We start from the raw sequence: 16,030 nt of genomic DNA on the forward strand, positions 1-16,030 counted from the left end.
GTATCAATGGACGTCATTCGAAAAACGAATAGTGCTGGAGGGGAAATGCAGACAGCGGACGTGCGCCTGTTGCAGGTGTTCGACGAGATCTACAAGACGCGCAGCGTCACGCGCGCCGCGGACAATCTGGGGTTGGGGCAGCCGGCCGTCAGCATCGCGCTGGCCAAGCTGCGCGAGCATTTCGACGACCCGCTGTTCGTGCGCATCGCCAACGGCATGGAGCCGACACCGATGGCGCGCGAGCTGGAGCACGCAGTGCGCCAGGCGCTGGATGCGCTGGACCTGGTGTTCGGCCACCGCATCGATTTCGACCCGGCCAGTTCCGAGCGCACCTTCTGCATTAGCATGACCGACATCAGCCAGTTGGTGCTGCTGCCCAAGCTGTGGGCGCAGCTGCGCAAGACCTCGCCGGGCGTGCACATCGACATCGTGCCGCTGTCGGCCGAGACGCCGCGCATGCTGGAAACAGGCGAGGCTGATCTGGCGCTGGGCTTCATGCCGCAGCTGGAAGCCGGCTTCTACCAGCAGTCGCTGTTCCGCCAGCGCTATGTGTGCGTGGCCAGCACCGACCACCCACGCATCCACGACGAACTGACCCTGGCGCAGTTCGAAACCGAGGAGCACGCCGTGGTCACCTCGTCCGGCACAGGGCACCTGATCCTGGATCGTGAAATCGCCCGCCAGGGCATCACCCGCCACATCGCGCTGCGCGTGCCCAATTACCTGGGCATCGCCTTCGTGGTCGAGCAGACCGACATGCTGGTGACGATTCCGGAACGACTGGCGCAGGTGCTGGAAGGGCGCGGCCGTTTCAGGGTGTTCCCGGTGCCGTTCGAGCTGCCCGACTATGCCGTCAAGCAGCACTGGCACGAGCGCTACCATCACGATCCGGGCAACCGCTGGCTCAGGCGGGTGATTTCCGACCTGCTATCCGCTCCCGCCGCAGGAGCAGCTTAGAACCTGTTCACGATCTTGCTGCGCACCCCTGATCGGGGCTCATGTGCTGCTCGAAATCCTCATGTACTCCAGTACATTCCGGTTCCTGCGCTGCTCTTCACCCCGCTGAGGGCTGCTCGCGACAGATCGTGAACAGGTTCTTAGGCCTCCCGCCACATCGCGTCGCCGGCAAACGACTTCGCCAGGAAATCCAGCATGGTGCGCAGCGTCGCCGGCATGTGCCGGCGCGAGGCATAGACCGCGTAGATGCCCAGGTCGCGCGGCCGGTAGTCGTCGAGCACGGCCACCAGCTCGCCCGTGTCGAGCCAGGGCGCGGCCGCCTGCAGCGGCTGCATGGTGATGCCGACGCCCTGGCGCGCCGCTTCCAGCAGGGCGGCGGTTTCGTTGGCGCTGACGTTGCCGCCCACCGGCACCGAGACCGGCTGCCCGTCGCGGGAAAACGCCCACAGGCTCTTGCCGAAGTAGGAATAGGTCAGACAGTTGTGCAGCGCCAGCTGCTCGGCGCGCTGCGGTGTGCCGTGTTCGCGTAGGTAGGCGGGGGAGGCGCACACCACCGAGCGGCACAACCCCAGCTTGCGCGCGATCAGGTTGGGGTCGAGGTCGTTGGTGATGCGGATGGCCAGGTCGATGCCTTCCTCCACCAGGTTCACCGAGCGGTTCAGCAGCTGCATGTCGACGGCGGTGGCCGGGTAGCGCTTGACGTAATCAGCCACCGCCCGCGCCAGGTAAGACTGCCCCAGCCACACGCTGCAGGTCAGGCGCAGGATGCCGCGCGGCGCGGCCTCGGGGGTGGTGACGGCGGCCTGCATCTCGTCTTCCAGCGCCAGCATCTGGCGGCAGCGCGGCAGCATTTCGCTGCCGGCCGAGGTCAGGCTCAGCTTGCGCGTGGTCCGGTGCAGCAAGCGGGCTCCGGCCCATTCCTCCAATTCCGCCAGGTAGCGCGACACCATGGCGCGCGACATGTCCAGGCTGTCGGCGGCGTGGGACAGGCTGCCGCGTTCCGCCACTTCGACGAATACGCGCATGGCTTTCAATCGATCCATGATTTGCTCGACTCATGCAACAAACTGATCGCCATTATGCGGTTTTTTGTACCGTTCCGAACCATTACCATGCAGCCCATACCGTTATTCGCCGCAAGGACACCCTCATGAGCACGACCGTACTGCATTACCTCTACGACCCGCTGTGCGGCTGGTGCTACGGCGCCGCGCCGCTGGTCGAAGCCGCCCGCGCCATTCCGGGGCTGCGCGTGGCGCTGCACGGTGGCGGCATGATGAGTGGCGCCAACCGCCAACCGGTGAGCGCGGCGCTGCGCAACTACGTAATGCCGCACGACCACCGCATCGCCGCGCTGACCGGGCAGGTATTTGGTTCCGACTACTTCGACGGCCTGTTGCGTGACACGGGCGTGGTGTTCGACTCCACGCCGCCGACCACGGCCATTCTCGCCGCCGAAGCCCTCGGCAGCCGTGGCGCCGACCTGCTCAAGCGCATCCAGATCGCCCACTACGTCGAAGGCCGGCGCATTGCCGACGCCGAGGTGCTGGGCCGGCTGGCGGCCGATATCGGCCTCGACCCGACAGCCTTCGCCGCCGAGTTCGCCCGCCAGGACGGCGCGGCGACCCAGGCCCACATCGCCGCCAGCCGTCACTTGCTGGGCCAGGTCGGCGGACGGGGCTTCCCGACCTTCGCGCTGCAGCAAGGGGACGTGCTGACGCTGCTCGATGCCGGCCGCTTCTTCGGCCAACCTGCCGCCTGGCGCCACTTCCTCGAACGGCAAGGACGGGCAACGTTGGCCGAAGCCCCCGCGGCGACTGCCCAGCCAGGCTGTGCCAGCGGTAGCTGTACCATCTGACCGATCCGAGCACGCCGCAGCATGGGTGAAGCGCAGCGCAACCCATCGAGTCGGCGAGCCGCAACATTCTCGATATCCATCCCGCTTTCCGCCGTGTCCGGCGTGGCACGGCACCTCATCCAAGGAGAACACCATGAACGTCGTCATCATCGGCATCAGCGGCCGCGTCGGCTCGCGCCTCGCCACCGAACTGCTGCAACGCGGCCACCAGGTCACCGGCATCGCCCGCGATATCGGCAAGGTGGCGCCATGCGCCGGCGTAACGCTGAAACAGGGCGACGCCACCGACCCGGCGGCGCTGGCGCCGCTGCTGGCTGGCCACGACGCCGTGATCAGCGCCGCGATGTTCCTGTCGAGCAACGCCGACAGCCTGATTTCGGCAGTCAAGCAAGCCGGTGTGCCGCGCCTCTTGGTAGTCGGCGGCGCCGGCAGCCTGGAAGTCGCCCCTGGCGTGCAGCTGATCGACACCCCGGAATTCCCCGCGATCTACAAGGCCGAGGCGAGCGCCGGCCGCGACTTCCTGAATGCCCTGCGCGACGAGGCGGCGCTGGACTGGACCTTCCTGTCGCCGTCCGCGCTGTTCGAACCGGGCGAACGCACCGGCCGGTTCCGCATCGGTGCCGATGAACTCCTGATCGACGCCCAGGGCAAGAGCTGGATTTCGATGGAAGACTACGCCATCGCGCTGGCCGACGAGCTGGAAGCGCCAAAGCACGCGCGCCGCCGCTTCACCGTCGGCTACTGAGCCGTCAACGGCGGCGTTTCCGCCATAAAGCGACAGCCTTGGGCAAAACCCAAGGCTGTTGTGTATCGGCGACGCTGCACCGACGTGTTCGCGCCACGGCGGTAATGCCACCCCGGGCGGTCTTGCTTTGCCGAAAGGCTAGCGCCGCGCCAGGATCTGCAGCCGGCCGAGCACCTGGCGCTTGCTGACCACGCCGAGAAAGCGCCGGTCGTTCAGGTTGTCCACCACCGGTATCCGCTCCAGCGGACTGGTGGCGAACAGGGTCCAGGCTTCCTTGAGGCTCGCCTGGGCCGGCAAGAGGTCGAAGGCCGTCTCGATGAGGCCTTCGATCGCGTCGTCCTGCCGTTCGGGATGGTCGCACAGCAAGGCGGCCAGCCGATGGATCGAGACCACGCCGACAAAGCGGCCGGCGCTGTCGATGACGTAGAGGTAACGCGTCCGCGTCTGCTGGAAGCAGGCGTTGGACTGGGCCACCGTCGTCGACGGCGTCAGGTGGGTGGAGACGCTTTCCAGGAGCGACATCAGCTCGGTATCGTGGAGCTCATCGACCCGCGCCAGGTACGCGTGGCGCCGATTCAGCACGTCGTAGAGCGAGTTCGTCCGAATCTTGCGCGAAACGGCATACGCCAGAATGCTCCCGGCCATGAGCGGCAGCAGCAGGCCCGCGTTCATGGTCATCTCGAACACCATCAGCACCGCCATCAGCGGGGCGTGGCTCACCGCCGCCATGAACGCCCCCATGCCGATCAGGGCGATCAGGGTGCCATCGCCCTGGGGCAGCACCGGGTACATCGCCACGGCAGCGGCGACAATCGCCCCCAGCGCCGCGCCAATGAACAGCGACGGGGTAAAGATGCCGCCCACCGCGCCCGACCCCACGATCAATGCCGTGGCGGCGATCTTCGCCAGCAGCGCCCACGGCACCGGCTCGGACAGCGGCCGCCCCTGCAGAATATCGATGATCGGCGCGTAGCCGTTGCCGCACACCTCGGGAATGAACACGGCGATGGCTCCCATCAGGAGCCCGCCCAAGGCCATTTTCCACGGCATCGAGAGGGTAAGCTGCCGGAAAGCCTGCTTGCTGTTGTCGAGCACCAGCAAGAACAGCGGCGCCAGCAAGCCGGCCAGCAGACCGATCGGCAAGATCAGCAAGTAGACACCCAGGCTTGGCACGGCAACCCCCGAGGCGAGGGCGAACGGCGCGTCGTGATGGCCGAAGGCGAGAATCGTCAGCGAGGCGGTGACCGCCGAGGCAAACAACGGCACCAGCAAATCCACGGTGAGGGCGCCCAACACGATTTCGGCAACGAACATCGCCCCCGCCAACGGCGTATGGTAAACGGAAGCCAGGCCCGCCGCCGCGCCGCAGGCGGTCATCAAGCGCAACTGGCGTTCATTGGCCCAGCGCCGTCCGGTCAGCGACCCCGTCACCGCCGCGAGCTGCACCATGGCGCCTTCGCGGCCGATGGAACCGGCGGAAACGATGGAAGCCAGCGAGGACAGGCTACGCAGCAGGGAGGGCCATAGGGGAAGACGACCGTTTCCATCCGATACCGCATCCATATACTCGCCATGCGACGCCCCATGCTTGCGTTGCGCGTACCACAGGATCAAACCAGCCAGACCTCCGCCCAGGGCCGGAACAAACAAGCGCCAGCGCCAGTCGAGCTGCGCCATGATCACGGTGATATCCTGTGCCGAGCCGAACAGCACGCGATCACCGACATCGATGGCATGCCGGAACAGGCTGGTCACGCCCGCGGCGAGCATGCCAATCGGCACCGCCAGCAGCAGATTCACGGCGTTAATGTCGAGTCGTCCTAGTGTGCGGGAGCGGGCAGCATGCATATGACCGGGTATCTTGAGGGAGAGGTTGACTTGCTGATTGCCCGGCATTATAGCGAAGTTGCCGAGCGGCTCGGGTTCGCGGGCTGCCGCAATCAAACGTCCTTGCCCTATTTGTTTCAGATTCAGAACGGCGTGGGGCAAGCACCTCACGTCAAGCCGGAGAACGACGATGCGAAAACCACTTGCCATGATACTTGCCGCGTCGCTGGCAACAACCGTGGCGCAGGCTCAAACCATGGACGCACCGGACATGGCGCACATGGACCATGCGGCACACATGGTGGCCATCGCCCGCCAGCAGGCGGAAGTGGCGCAACGAGGCAAAGAAGTGATGCCGTTCGATTTGAGCGCAACCCAGCACATTTTCACCAAAACGCCGGAGGGCGGCATTCAGCGGGTCGTGGCACGACGCGCCGAAGACGCCGAGCAGGTGCGGCAGATCAGGCAGCACCTCGAAGACATCCGGAAACAGTTCTCGCAAGGCGATTTTTCCGGACCGCGCCATATCCACGGCGAACAGATGCCTGGACTATCGGCGCTTCAGGCGGCCAAGCCCGGTCAAATCGCCGTTACGTACCGCGCCATTCCCGAGGGTGCGGAGCTGATCTACTCGACGGCCGACTCGCGGCTTGTTACCGCGCTGCATGACTGGTTCGACGCGCAAGTATCCGACCACGGCAAGGATGCCGTAGCGGGCCACTGACACGGCTGTATCGCCGATAACATCGAGCCCACCCGGCGAAACCGCCGCGCAGGGCGGTCGCATCGCCGCTGCCTGCGCAGCATCCATGATGTGCAGGAATGCCTTATGCGTGCTTGTGCGGCAGAAGGGGACTCTCCTCATGGCCGCAGCGACTGCCGCCGAGGTGGCTCGCCGGCGTCGCCGGGCCTCGCCACGCCACGTCGCCAGGTTGATCCAGCTCGCGCAAGATGCCGCAATCGCGCGTGGCCCGGGCCGCCAGACACTGGCCACGCAGATCGATCAATTGCCTTTCCAGGGCCTGCAGCTCGGCCATCCTGGCCTGCACATGCTGCAGGTGGGCATCGATCAGTTCGTTGATCGACTCGCAGCTGGCATCCGGCTCGACGCGAGCCTGGAGCAGCGCCCGAATCTCGCCATGCGTCATGTCCAGCGCCCGGCAGCGGCGGATGAACGTCAGTCGCTCCACGTGGCTGTGGTCGTACCTGCGGTAGTTGTTGGCCTGATCGCGCACCGCCGCCGGCAGCAGACCCTCGCGTTCGTAGTAGCGCACGGTTTCCACCGGGCAGCCCGCCTGTTTTGCCAATTCACCGATTTTCATTTGCCGCCCTTTGTTGCTTGACCCTGCAGTAACTACAGGGTGTTCAATGCACAGCATACGATGAAAAACGGAGCCTCACCATGGCCGGCTGCTGCGACCACGACCCCAATAACGAACCCGACCCCTTGAAGCGGCATGTTGTCCCGGTTCAAAGCCATGCGGGCCCGAAGTATCGTGTGGCTCCGATGACAGCACAAAGCCATCGGCACGACCACGCTCACGATCATGCCATTGGCCAGTGCTGCGCTCCCGCCGCGATCGCCTTAGGCGCGCTCGCCGCACCGGAAACGGTCGCGGACGGTATGCGAACCACCATGCGCATCATGCAGATGGACTGCCCCACAGAAGAGGCGCTGATTCGCCAGAAACTGGGAAAGATGGCGTCCGTCAAGAACCTCGAGTTCAACCTGATGCAGCGGGTGCTGACGGTGGTGCATGCCCCCGAGGCGCTGGCCCCGATCCTGGAGGCGGTGCGCTCTCTCGGCTTCGAACCCGAAGTCCCGGATGCCCAAGGCCAGCTTGCAAAACCTGTGGTGCAGAAGAAACCGTGGTGGCCTTTGACTCTTGCCGGCACGGCGGCCATCGCCTCGGAGGCGGCGGGGTGGGGCGGTTTGCCGGGCAACCTGTCCGCCGCACTGGCCATTATCGCGGTCGCTTCATGCGGGCTGACCACCTACAAGAAGGGATGGGTGGCGATTCGCCACCGCAACCTGAACATCAACGCTCTCATGAGCATCGCCGTGACCGGCGCGCTGTTGTTGGGGCAGTGGCCCGAGGCGGCCATGGTGATGGTGCTGTTCACGCTCGCCGAACTGATCGAGGCCAAGTCGCTCGACCGGGCCCGTCATGCGATCAAGAGGCTGATGGAACTGGCACCGGAGGTGGCGACCAGTTTGCAAGCCGACGGGACGTGGCAGGAGGTCGAGGCCAGGACGGTGACGGTGGGCAGCCTGGTCCGGGTCCGGCCCGGCGAGCGTATCGGGCTCGATGGCGAGATCGTGCGCGGCCGCTCCAGCATCAACCAGGCACCGATCACGGGTGAGAGCCTGCCGGTCGACAAGGGCGAGGGCGACGCCGTATTTGCCGGCACCATCAACCAGTCGGGCTCCTTCGAGTACCGCGTCACGTCTGTAGCGGCCGATACCACGTTGGCGCGCATCATTCATGCTGTCGAACAAGCACAAGGTTCAAAAGCACCGACGCAGCGCTTTGTCGACCAGTTCGCCCGCGTCTATACCCCGGCCGTGTTCGCCATTGCCCTGGCCGTGGCCGTACTGCCGCCCTGGCTGCTGGGCGGCAACTGGCACGACTGGATCTACAAGGCGCTGGTCTTGCTGGTGATCGCCTGTCCGTGTGCGCTGGTGATTTCCACTCCGGTCACCATCGTCAGCGGCCTGGCCGCCGCGGCTCGCCATGGCATTCTGATCAAGGGCGGCATCTATCTGGAGCAAGGCCGCCTGCTGAAATGGCTGGCGCTCGACAAGACCGGCACCATTACCCATGGCCAACCGCAACAAACCGACTTCAAGCTACACGCTGACGTCGCAGCGGAACACTGCCGCCGCCTGGCGGCCAGCCTGGCCGGCCGTTCTGACCACCCCGTATCGCAAGCCATCGCCAACCAGGCCGAACAGGACGGCATCAAACGGGACAATGTCGCCGCTTTCGAGGCGCTACCGGGGCGCGGCGTACGCGGCATGATCGCCGGCAAGCGCTACTTTCTCGGCAATCATCGCCTGGTGCATGAACTCGATCGGTGCGCTCCTTCGCTGGAGGCGCGCCTCGATGAGCTGGAACGCCAGGGCAAAAGCGTCGTCATGCTCATCGACGAACACCAGGTCCTGGCCTTGTTCGCCGTGGCCGACACGGTCAAGAGCTCCAGTCGCGACGCCATCGCCGAACTGCACGCATTAGGAGTCAAGACGGTCATGCTGACCGGCGACAACCCACATACGGCAGAAGCGATAGCGAAGCAAGTGGGCATCGACCAGGTTCGCGGTAATCAGATGCCTGAAGACAAGCTGAAAGCCGTCGAATCCTTCGAAAAAGCAGGTCCGGTGGGGATGGTGGGGGATGGCATCAACGACGCCCCGGCACTGGCTCGTGCCCGCATTGGCTTTGCCATGGGCGCGATGGGCACCGACACGGCGATCGAAACCGCTGACGTCGCCTTGATGGATGACGACTTGCGCAAGATTCCGACCTTTATCCGCCTGTCGCGTGCCACTCGCGCCGTGCTGCTCCAGAACATTACCCTGGCGCTGGGGATCAAGGGGCTATTCCTGGCACTGACCTTGGGCGGACTGGGAACGATGTGGATGGCGGTGTTCGCCGACGTGGGTGCGAGCCTGCTGGTGGTCGGGAATGGCTTGAGGCTGCTGCGACAGTAGGCATCGTCCACAGCCCTCATTCCGGACAGCCAATCGGTATCGGCCGCTTCAATCCGGCACCGGCAGGCGGCTGGACGATTTGACTTCCCGCAGCGCGAGGCTCGACTGGATCGAGTGAACACCCGGCATCTTGCGCAGCACGTTCTCGACGAAATCGCTGTAGCCATCCAGGTTTTCCGCCACCACCTGCAGCAAGTAGTCGGCCGCCCCCGTGATCTTGTGGCAGGCCAATACCTCCGGACGATCCCGTATCGCCTCCTCGAAGCGATTGGGCGCCTCGTCGGCATGCACGGCGAAGCTCACGCTGACGAAGGCCAGCACGTCGTAGCCCAGTTTGCGGCGATCGAGGTTGGCCTGGTAGTCCTTGATGTAGCCCTCGTCCTCCAGCCGCTTGAGCCGACGCCAGCACGGCGTCACGCTCAGCGAGAGCTGTTCGGCCAACTTAGGGTTGGACAGGGCACCATCCTGCTGCAACAGGCGCAAGATGGTCCGATCCGTCGTATCCAGCTCATGCCTTGGTTTGTTTCCGCTCATTTTCGCTGCTTTGTGAGTTTATCTTTCTCAAAGAATAGCTATTTTTGAGTTCAAAAAGCAAAACACATCCCGCCGGCAGACTACATACTTGTTCCCGTCATCTTCTTCACCGGATTGCCCACGCCATGCTGACCGTCTACAGCCAAGCCCACCGGCTGCACCATGCCACCGAACTGAAAGACGGCCTGATCAAGCCGTGCTTCGAAATGCCCAGCCGGGCCGATACCATCCTCGCCCGAGTGCAGTCGGTCGGCCTGGGCGAGGTGATCGTCCCGCGCGACTACGACACCTCCCGCTATGCCCGCGTGCACAGCGAGCGCTATGTGCGCTTTCTCGAAAACGCCTGGGCCGAATGGAGCGCGCTGGGCCGCACGCACGATGCCTTGCCGCTGATCTGGCCGGTACGCGATCTGCGCAGCGACATCGAGCCCGAGCACATCGACGGCAAGCTGGGCCTCTACGCCATGGACGCCGGCGTGGCGATCACCGCCGGCACCTGGGAAGCGGTGCGCACCAGCGCCAACCTGGCCCTGACCGGTATGGCCAAGCTTGAAGAGGGCGAACACAGTGCCTTTGCGCTGTGCCGCCCGCCCGGCCACCACGCCGCCGCCGAATACATGGGCGGTTACTGCTACCTGAACAACGCGGCCATCGCCGCCCAGGCCTGCCTCGATGGCGGCGCCAAACGCGTGGCGGTGCTCGACGTCGATTACCACCACGGCAATGGCACCCAGAGCATCTTCTACCAGCGCGCCGACGCGATGTTCGTGTCCCTGCACGGCGACCCGAAACAGTCCTACCCCTATTTCCTGGGGCACCGGGACGAGCAGGGCGCCGGCGCCGGGCTGGGCTTCAATCACAACTACCCGCTGCCGCACGGCACCGCCTGGGACGGCTACGGCGAGGCGCTCGCCCACGCCTGCCGCACCATCGCCGCCTACGCACCGGACGCGGTGGTAGTGTCGCTGGGGGTGGATACCTTCAAGGACGACCCGATCAGCCACTTCCAGCTCGATAACGAGGATTTCCTGCGCATCGGCGTGACTATCGCCGGCATCGGCCGACCCGCCCTGTTCGTGATGGAAGGGGGCTACATGGTCGACGACATAGGCGTCAACGCGGTGAACGTACTGCGGGGTTTCGAGGCAGCGCGCTGAGTCTGTCGAGTTGACGGCCCCAGGCGGCGAGGCTGATGCATAAATGTCATCGGCCAGTGAAATAAACGCGCTTTGCCCAGTATGGCAGTGCCCGTAATATCGCCCATGCAATCACGGGCCACGCGGCAACCGTGCCCCATCCACGCCATCAACGAGCAAGAGAATTCTGATGAACATAACCATTCGCCCTGCCCATAGAGAAGATGCCGCGCTGATTCAGCGCTTTATCACCGAGCTGGCCATTTACGAGAAAGCTGGCGACCAGGTGGCCGCCACCGTGACGTCCATCGAAGTCAGCCTGTTCGGTGAGGATTCGCCGGCTCGCGCGCTGATCTGTGAAGTAAATGGCGAGGCGGCGGGCTATGCCATCTACTTCTTCAATTACTCCACCTGGCAGGCGAAAAAGGGGTTATATCTCGAGGATTTGTATATTTCGCCAGCCATGCGCGGTGATGGCGCCGGCAAACGCATGCTGCAGCATCTGGCGGCCATCGCGGTGGAAAACGGCTGCGGCCGTTTCGAGTGGAGCGTGCTGGACTGGAATCAGCCCGCCATCGATTTCTACCGGTCGATCGGCGCCGAGCCGCAAGACGAGTGGGTGCGCTACCGCATGTCGGGTTCCCCGCTGCGAGACTTTGCCGCCAGCGCCTGAGGCGATCGTAGGTCCACCGGAAATGCCACGCGTCAACGATGTGAACCTGGCTCGCTTATCACGAAGGCGAAGGCTTTGGAGCCGGTGAGGCCGAGGGGGTGTCAACCCAAAGCAAAGAGGGTGCCCAAGGCACCCTCTCTGCTTTATTTAGAACGGAGCACGGTCAAGCGGCAAGCCGTTTCTCAGCCTTGCAGCAGCGCCTCGTGCTGCAGTCCGAACATCAGGCCGCCCCAGTGCCGCCCCTGGTGGTAGATCGGCACCGAGACCAGCGCGAAGATGTCGCCGACGTCGCGCACGTAGGCCTGGAACAGGAACTCGCTCTTGTCGGTGCTGGTTCGATGCAGCATCGGGTTGCCCTTGTGGAAGCGCTTGTCGCGGCTTACCAGCGTGTTGCGTGCCACGTCGTCGGTCTGCGGCTGGCAGTATTTGCTGACGTGGGTGGGAGGATAGGCCTCGTCGCCGACGCAGATCACCGCCAGGTCGCAGCCCGGCATGTCGGCGGCCAGCCGGTCGAAGTAGGGGCGGAAGAGCTGCTCGTAGGCCTTGTCGTAACTGGTGTGGTACTGCTGCGGGTTGGTACCGGGAATCGGCTTGAAGGACTTGTCGAACAGATCGAGCCCCTGGGCGGCGAGCTGCTCGAGCATCGCTTCACACTCCACCTTGCTCTGGCGCAACCGGGCGGTGATGCGGTCGAACGCGGCGTCGGCCACCTGGAACAGGCCGAGTTTGGCCATGACCTGTTCGGCCGAACCGATCAGCTCCCGAGAGGGGCCGATGCTGCCCTCCATCAACGTGGACATCTGTTCCGACAACTGATGCATGCGTCCGACGCTGCCGTGGATGTCGCGGTTGTTCTCGCTCAGTGTGCTCATGGCGCCCTGAATGGCACCGATCTCGCGGTTGACCTGCTGGCTGCCCTGAACGAACTGGTTGAGCTGGCTCGTGGCATCATCCAGCACGTCGCTCGCCTTGAGGATGCTCTCTGCGATCGACTGTGCCGCCCCTGCCGTCTGCCGCGATTGCTCGTGGATTTCCTGTACCTTGCCGCCGACACTCGAAGCGAGGGTGTTGGTGCGTTCGGCGAGCTGGCGCACTTCGTCCGCCACCACCGCGAAACCGCGCCCAGCCTCGCCGGCGCGGGCCGCTTCGATGGCGGCGTTGAGCGCCAGCAGGTTGGTCTGATCGGAAATGCCGCGAATCTGCGCCACGCTGGAGATGATCGCCTCGGTGTCTTCCAGCAGCTTGTCGATGCTCCGGGTGAAGCCGGTCATGATCTGGGCGGCTTCACGTGCGTTCTGGTTGGCCACCGCCATCTCCTGGCTGGTGCTTTCGGCCCCCTGGGTCAGTTCGCTGGCTACGCCGGAGATCACGCTGACGCTGGCACTGACGTTTTCCATTTCGGCGCTGCTGCGTTCGGTGCGGGCGAAGATGCCTTCGGCCAAGGTTTCCTGTTCGCGCGCCTTGTTGTCTGCATCCTTGATCTGCTTGCCGATCTGCGCCGCCTTGATTGACAGCACGATGTTGTTGTGGCGTACGCCCACCATGGTCTCGCACACCGTGCCCCGGTACTTGTTGGCCGATTCCACCGAAGTGCGCAGCGCACCTCCCACCGCCGGGTACTGGTAGGTCAGGTTGCGCGCATGCTTTTGCTGCACATGGTGGATCGCCCCTTCGAAGCGGCTGAGCGGCCTGAAAACCTGGTTCACCAACCAGACGGTGCTGGCCGCCAGCAGCACGATGGCCGCGCTGGCGAACCCAGCGGCCGCCATTCCTGCGCCCTGATTGAGCAGCAGCAGGCTGCCCAGCACCGTCACGGCAAGCTGGCTCAGCACGACCCCAATGAAAATGCGCTTCATGTATTTTTTCCTTTTTTGTCGTTCTTTTTTTCTGCAACGCCGATGGCGCCCTGCCGCCATGCCTTGTGCGGGTGCATGGTGCGGCGGCACGCGCCTTATCGACGTTGCTGGTCCCAATGAGGAGGCGGCGCGGTCAGACGAGTTCGGTGGCGTCCTCCGTGGCAGCGGCCCTGTCCCGATGCCGGCCCGGCGGCTCGGCGAGATCCAGCGCGGCGGCGTGGTCGCGGCAGAAAGCTTGCCCGGCACGGTAGCCGACGTCGAACAGCAATTCGAGGTTGGAACTGGTCCAATCCATCACCTGCGGCCAGTGCTCGTCAGGAATGCCGCCCATCAGGTCCACTTTAAGCAGCTGACGTTTTGGCTGGCCGGTAGCGGGGTCGATGTTGTGCTTGTATTCGAACAGGCGGATGTCGTCCTTGGCGATTTCCACCAGCGGCGTGATGATCGAGTGCACCCAGGCGTCGTAGAGCCCGCGCGGCTTGCGGATCAGCTTGTCGGCACCGAGGATGTCGAACACCACCAGCGTGTCGATGTCGCAGTGCTTGCCGGGTGAGGCCGGGTCGTCGTTCACCAGCGCCTTGAAGTTGAGCGTATCGATGGCGGCGCCTTCAATGTAATCCTCGCCGTCCAGGGTGTAGGGCGGGTAGATCAGCGGGAAGGAGAAGGCCGCCTTGAGGTGCTCAGGCGTGATCTCATCTTTGCCCCAGATGACCATCTTCTCGCGGTTCATGTTATAGGCATTGATGTAGAACTCGGGCGCTACGGCGGTGATGGCGTCGAAGTCGACGACCTGCTCGGCAAACGGCAGGTGAGCGCACAGGCCCAGGCTCGATGGCGACAGGTTGCTGGGCGACATCGTGGCGAGACCGAGCTTGACCCAGTCTGAAAACAGCCCGCTGCCAAACGGCGAGCTGGGATCGAAGAACGGGGCGGTGAAGGGGTTGCGGGCGAGCCAGTCGCGATACGCGGCGGCTTCGGCCCCCGGTTTCATGAAGACCTTGTAATTGACCGGCAGCATGCCGTAGATCGGGTCCGAGACGCCAATTTGCGCCCACTGCCGCAATGCCTCTATGGGATCGCCGGCCTTGGGGGCGGCATAGAGCAAGCCCATCAGCGCACCGGCCCCTGAGGTGGAAATCACGTCGAACTCCACCCCATGCTCCAGGAAGGCAACCAAAGCTCCCGCCATCAGCGTGGAATTGGGGGCGCCACCGCCTATCAGCAGGGCTTTCTTGTGCTTCTTTGTCACTGCCTTTTCTGCCATGGTCATTCTCCAGACTAACATCGCCATATCATAATAAAAACCAAATGTAATTGCCGATAGAATTTTTGCCGATTGTCAGGTTACGAATGCAAGGCAATATCTCATGAAGTCTGCACGATCATTATGAAAATTGATTGATCTCGAGGCGTGCCGGAAACCTTCCGACAACGACACCTGACGGGCGGGCACAACACCTTGCGAGGCGCCGCCTCCCACAGAGTCCTCCTCGGCCGACGCTGTGGTACACAGGCGCGTCGCGATTGGGTATGCTGTTACCGTTCGGTGACAAAATTGCCGGGCTGGCGGGCCGCACCTACCGCAACACAACAAGGGTGCCCAATAACCACACGTTATGGAGCAGATACCGTGAGCATTTTTGAATTGCCCGATTTCGACGGGCATGAGCAGGTCGTTTTCGCCTCCGATTCCCAATCCGGTCTCAAAGCCATCATCGCCATCCACAACACGCACCGTGGCCCGGCCATGGGGGGCTGTCGCATGTGGGCCTATCCCGACAGCACCGCCGCCGCGACCGATGCGTTGCGCCTGGCGCGTGGCATGACCTACAAGAACGCCATGGCTGGCCTACCCATCGGCGGTGGCAAGGCGGTCATCATCGGCGACGCCCGCACCAGCAAATCGCCCGAGCTGTTCCGTGCCCTGGGCCGCGCCATCGACCAGTTGGGCGGTCGCTACATCACGGCAGAGGACGTGGGCACCAGCCCGGCCGATATGACCTTCGTGCGTGAGCAGACCCGCTACGTGGCCGGCCTGTCGGGCGATCTGGGCGGCACCGGCGATCCGTCGCCGGCAACGGCGCTGGGCGTGTTCGTGGGTATCGAAGCAGCGGTACGCCATCGCCTCGGTGTCGATTCGGTCAATGGCCTGACGGTGGCCGTGCAAGGGCTTGGGCATGTCGGGTATGATCTCGCCCGTCGCCTGCACGAGGCGGGAGCCCGCCTGATCGTCGCCGACATCGACCGTGCCAACGGCGAGCGTGCCGCGGCACAATTCGGCGCCCGCATCGTGGCCCCCGACGAGATCGTCGATGCCCAGGCTGACGTGTTCGCCCCCTGCGCCCTGGGCGCGGTGTTGAACCGACAGACCCTGCCACGACTCAAATGCTCCGTCGTCGCCGGTGCGGCCAACAATCAGCTCGCGACCGATGACATCGGCGAAATGCTGCGCGATGCCGGTGTGCTGTACGCCCCGGATTACGTCATCAACGCCGGCGGCATCATCAAGGTCTGCGCCGAGTACCTGCAAGAGCCGGTGGACAGCGTGGAAGACCGTGTGCGCGCCATCTCCGGGACGCTGGACGAAGTGTTCCAGATGGCCGAGCGCGACGGCATCGCCACCAGCCGCGCCGCGGACACGCTGGCGCGTGCACGCTTCGCCTGAAAGCACTGCGTCTTGCGCGGAGCGGCTACGCCGCTCCGTGTCGGTAAATACGCCGCCTTCCTCGAGG

At 64.3% G+C, this 16,030-nt stretch carries 14 protein-coding genes; 8 read left to right on the forward strand and 6 right to left on the reverse strand.

All coding sequences use genetic code 11. The features are described 5' to 3' along the window. The first annotated feature begins 45 nt into the window (after positions 1–45). Positions 46–957: a LysR family transcriptional regulator gene (locus FURADRAFT_RS10780; RefSeq protein ID WP_008954185.1), complete on the forward strand. Its 912-nt coding sequence runs from the start codon at positions 46–48 to the stop codon at positions 955–957. A 140-nt stretch (positions 958–1,097) separates the two neighbouring features. Here FURADRAFT_RS10780 and FURADRAFT_RS10785 read toward each other — a convergent pair whose 3' ends face one another. Further along, positions 1,098–2,000, reverse strand: coding sequence for a LysR family transcriptional regulator (locus tag FURADRAFT_RS10785; RefSeq protein ID WP_008954186.1), 903 nt, complete (start codon positions 1,998–2,000; stop codon positions 1,098–1,100). Positions 2,001–2,107: 107 nt separating this feature from the next. Here FURADRAFT_RS10785 and FURADRAFT_RS10790 point away from each other — a divergent pair, with 107 nt between their 5' ends. After that, positions 2,108–2,815: a DsbA family protein gene (locus FURADRAFT_RS10790; protein WP_008954187.1), complete on the forward strand. Its 708-nt coding sequence runs from the start codon at positions 2,108–2,110 to the stop codon at positions 2,813–2,815. Between the two features lie 133 nt (positions 2,816–2,948). Continuing rightward, positions 2,949–3,560 carry an NAD(P)-dependent oxidoreductase gene (locus FURADRAFT_RS10795; protein ID WP_008954188.1) on the forward strand — a complete coding sequence of 204 codons (612 nt, stop codon included), beginning with the start codon at positions 2,949–2,951 and terminating at the stop codon, positions 3,558–3,560. Between the two features lie 138 nt (positions 3,561–3,698). Here FURADRAFT_RS10795 and FURADRAFT_RS10800 read toward each other — a convergent pair whose 3' ends face one another. Beyond that, on the reverse strand, positions 3,699–5,456 hold the full coding sequence (locus FURADRAFT_RS10800; RefSeq protein WP_328269463.1) for a ClcB-like voltage-gated chloride channel protein: 1,758 nt from the start codon (positions 5,454–5,456) through the stop codon (positions 3,699–3,701). A gap of 121 nt (positions 5,457–5,577) precedes the next feature. Between FURADRAFT_RS10800 and FURADRAFT_RS10805 the strand changes: the two genes are divergently transcribed. Beyond that, the gene (locus FURADRAFT_RS10805) at positions 5,578–6,111 is read left to right on the forward strand and encodes a hypothetical protein (protein ID WP_008954190.1); all 534 of its coding nucleotides are present in this window, start codon (positions 5,578–5,580) and stop codon (positions 6,109–6,111) included. A 103-nt stretch (positions 6,112–6,214) separates the two neighbouring features. Here FURADRAFT_RS10805 and cadR read toward each other — a convergent pair whose 3' ends face one another. Further along, positions 6,215–6,709, reverse strand: coding sequence for a Cd(II)/Pb(II)-responsive transcriptional regulator (cadR, locus tag FURADRAFT_RS10810; RefSeq protein ID WP_008954191.1), 495 nt, complete (start codon positions 6,707–6,709; stop codon positions 6,215–6,217). 80 nt (positions 6,710–6,789) lie between these two features. On the opposite strand from cadR, the gene FURADRAFT_RS10815 reads away from it, so the two are divergent. After that, positions 6,790–9,099, forward strand: coding sequence for a heavy metal translocating P-type ATPase (locus FURADRAFT_RS10815; protein ID WP_008954192.1), 2,310 nt, complete (start codon positions 6,790–6,792; stop codon positions 9,097–9,099). Positions 9,100–9,147: 48 nt separating this feature from the next. Here the strand turns inward: FURADRAFT_RS10815 and FURADRAFT_RS10820 are convergent, their stop codons facing one another. Next, positions 9,148–9,633 (reverse strand): Lrp/AsnC family transcriptional regulator, encoded by a 486-nt coding sequence (locus FURADRAFT_RS10820; RefSeq protein WP_008954193.1) that lies wholly within the window; start codon positions 9,631–9,633, stop codon positions 9,148–9,150. Between the two features lie 125 nt (positions 9,634–9,758). Between FURADRAFT_RS10820 and FURADRAFT_RS10825 the strand changes: the two genes are divergently transcribed. Next, positions 9,759–10,790 carry a histone deacetylase family protein gene (locus tag FURADRAFT_RS10825; RefSeq protein WP_008954194.1) on the forward strand — a complete coding sequence of 344 codons (1,032 nt, stop codon included), beginning with the start codon at positions 9,759–9,761 and terminating at the stop codon, positions 10,788–10,790. A gap of 169 nt (positions 10,791–10,959) precedes the next feature. Continuing rightward, positions 10,960–11,442 carry a GNAT family N-acetyltransferase gene (locus FURADRAFT_RS10830; RefSeq protein ID WP_008954195.1) on the forward strand — a complete coding sequence of 161 codons (483 nt, stop codon included), beginning with the start codon at positions 10,960–10,962 and terminating at the stop codon, positions 11,440–11,442. Positions 11,443–11,624: 182 nt separating this feature from the next. Here the strand turns inward: FURADRAFT_RS10830 and FURADRAFT_RS10835 are convergent, their stop codons facing one another. Both FURADRAFT_RS10835 and FURADRAFT_RS10840 read right to left on the reverse strand, forming a co-directional pair. Beyond that, complete coding sequence (locus FURADRAFT_RS10835; protein ID WP_008954196.1) at positions 11,625–13,298, reverse strand: methyl-accepting chemotaxis protein; 1,674 nt, start codon at positions 13,296–13,298, stop codon at positions 11,625–11,627. Between the two features lie 133 nt (positions 13,299–13,431). Next, positions 13,432–14,562, reverse strand: a complete 1,131-nt coding sequence (locus FURADRAFT_RS10840; RefSeq protein WP_008954197.1) for a patatin-like phospholipase family protein — start codon at positions 14,560–14,562, stop codon at positions 13,432–13,434. 366 nt (positions 14,563–14,928) lie between these two features. On the opposite strand from FURADRAFT_RS10840, the gene FURADRAFT_RS10845 reads away from it, so the two are divergent. Next, positions 14,929–15,963 (forward strand): Glu/Leu/Phe/Val family dehydrogenase, encoded by a 1,035-nt coding sequence (locus tag FURADRAFT_RS10845; RefSeq protein WP_008954198.1) that lies wholly within the window; start codon positions 14,929–14,931, stop codon positions 15,961–15,963. The last annotated feature ends 67 nt before the right edge of the window (positions 15,964–16,030 follow it).

It is taken from the genome of Pseudogulbenkiania ferrooxidans 2002, from assembly GCF_000174355.1.
Classification (GTDB): domain Bacteria; phylum Pseudomonadota; class Gammaproteobacteria; order Burkholderiales; family Chromobacteriaceae; genus Pseudogulbenkiania; species Pseudogulbenkiania ferrooxidans.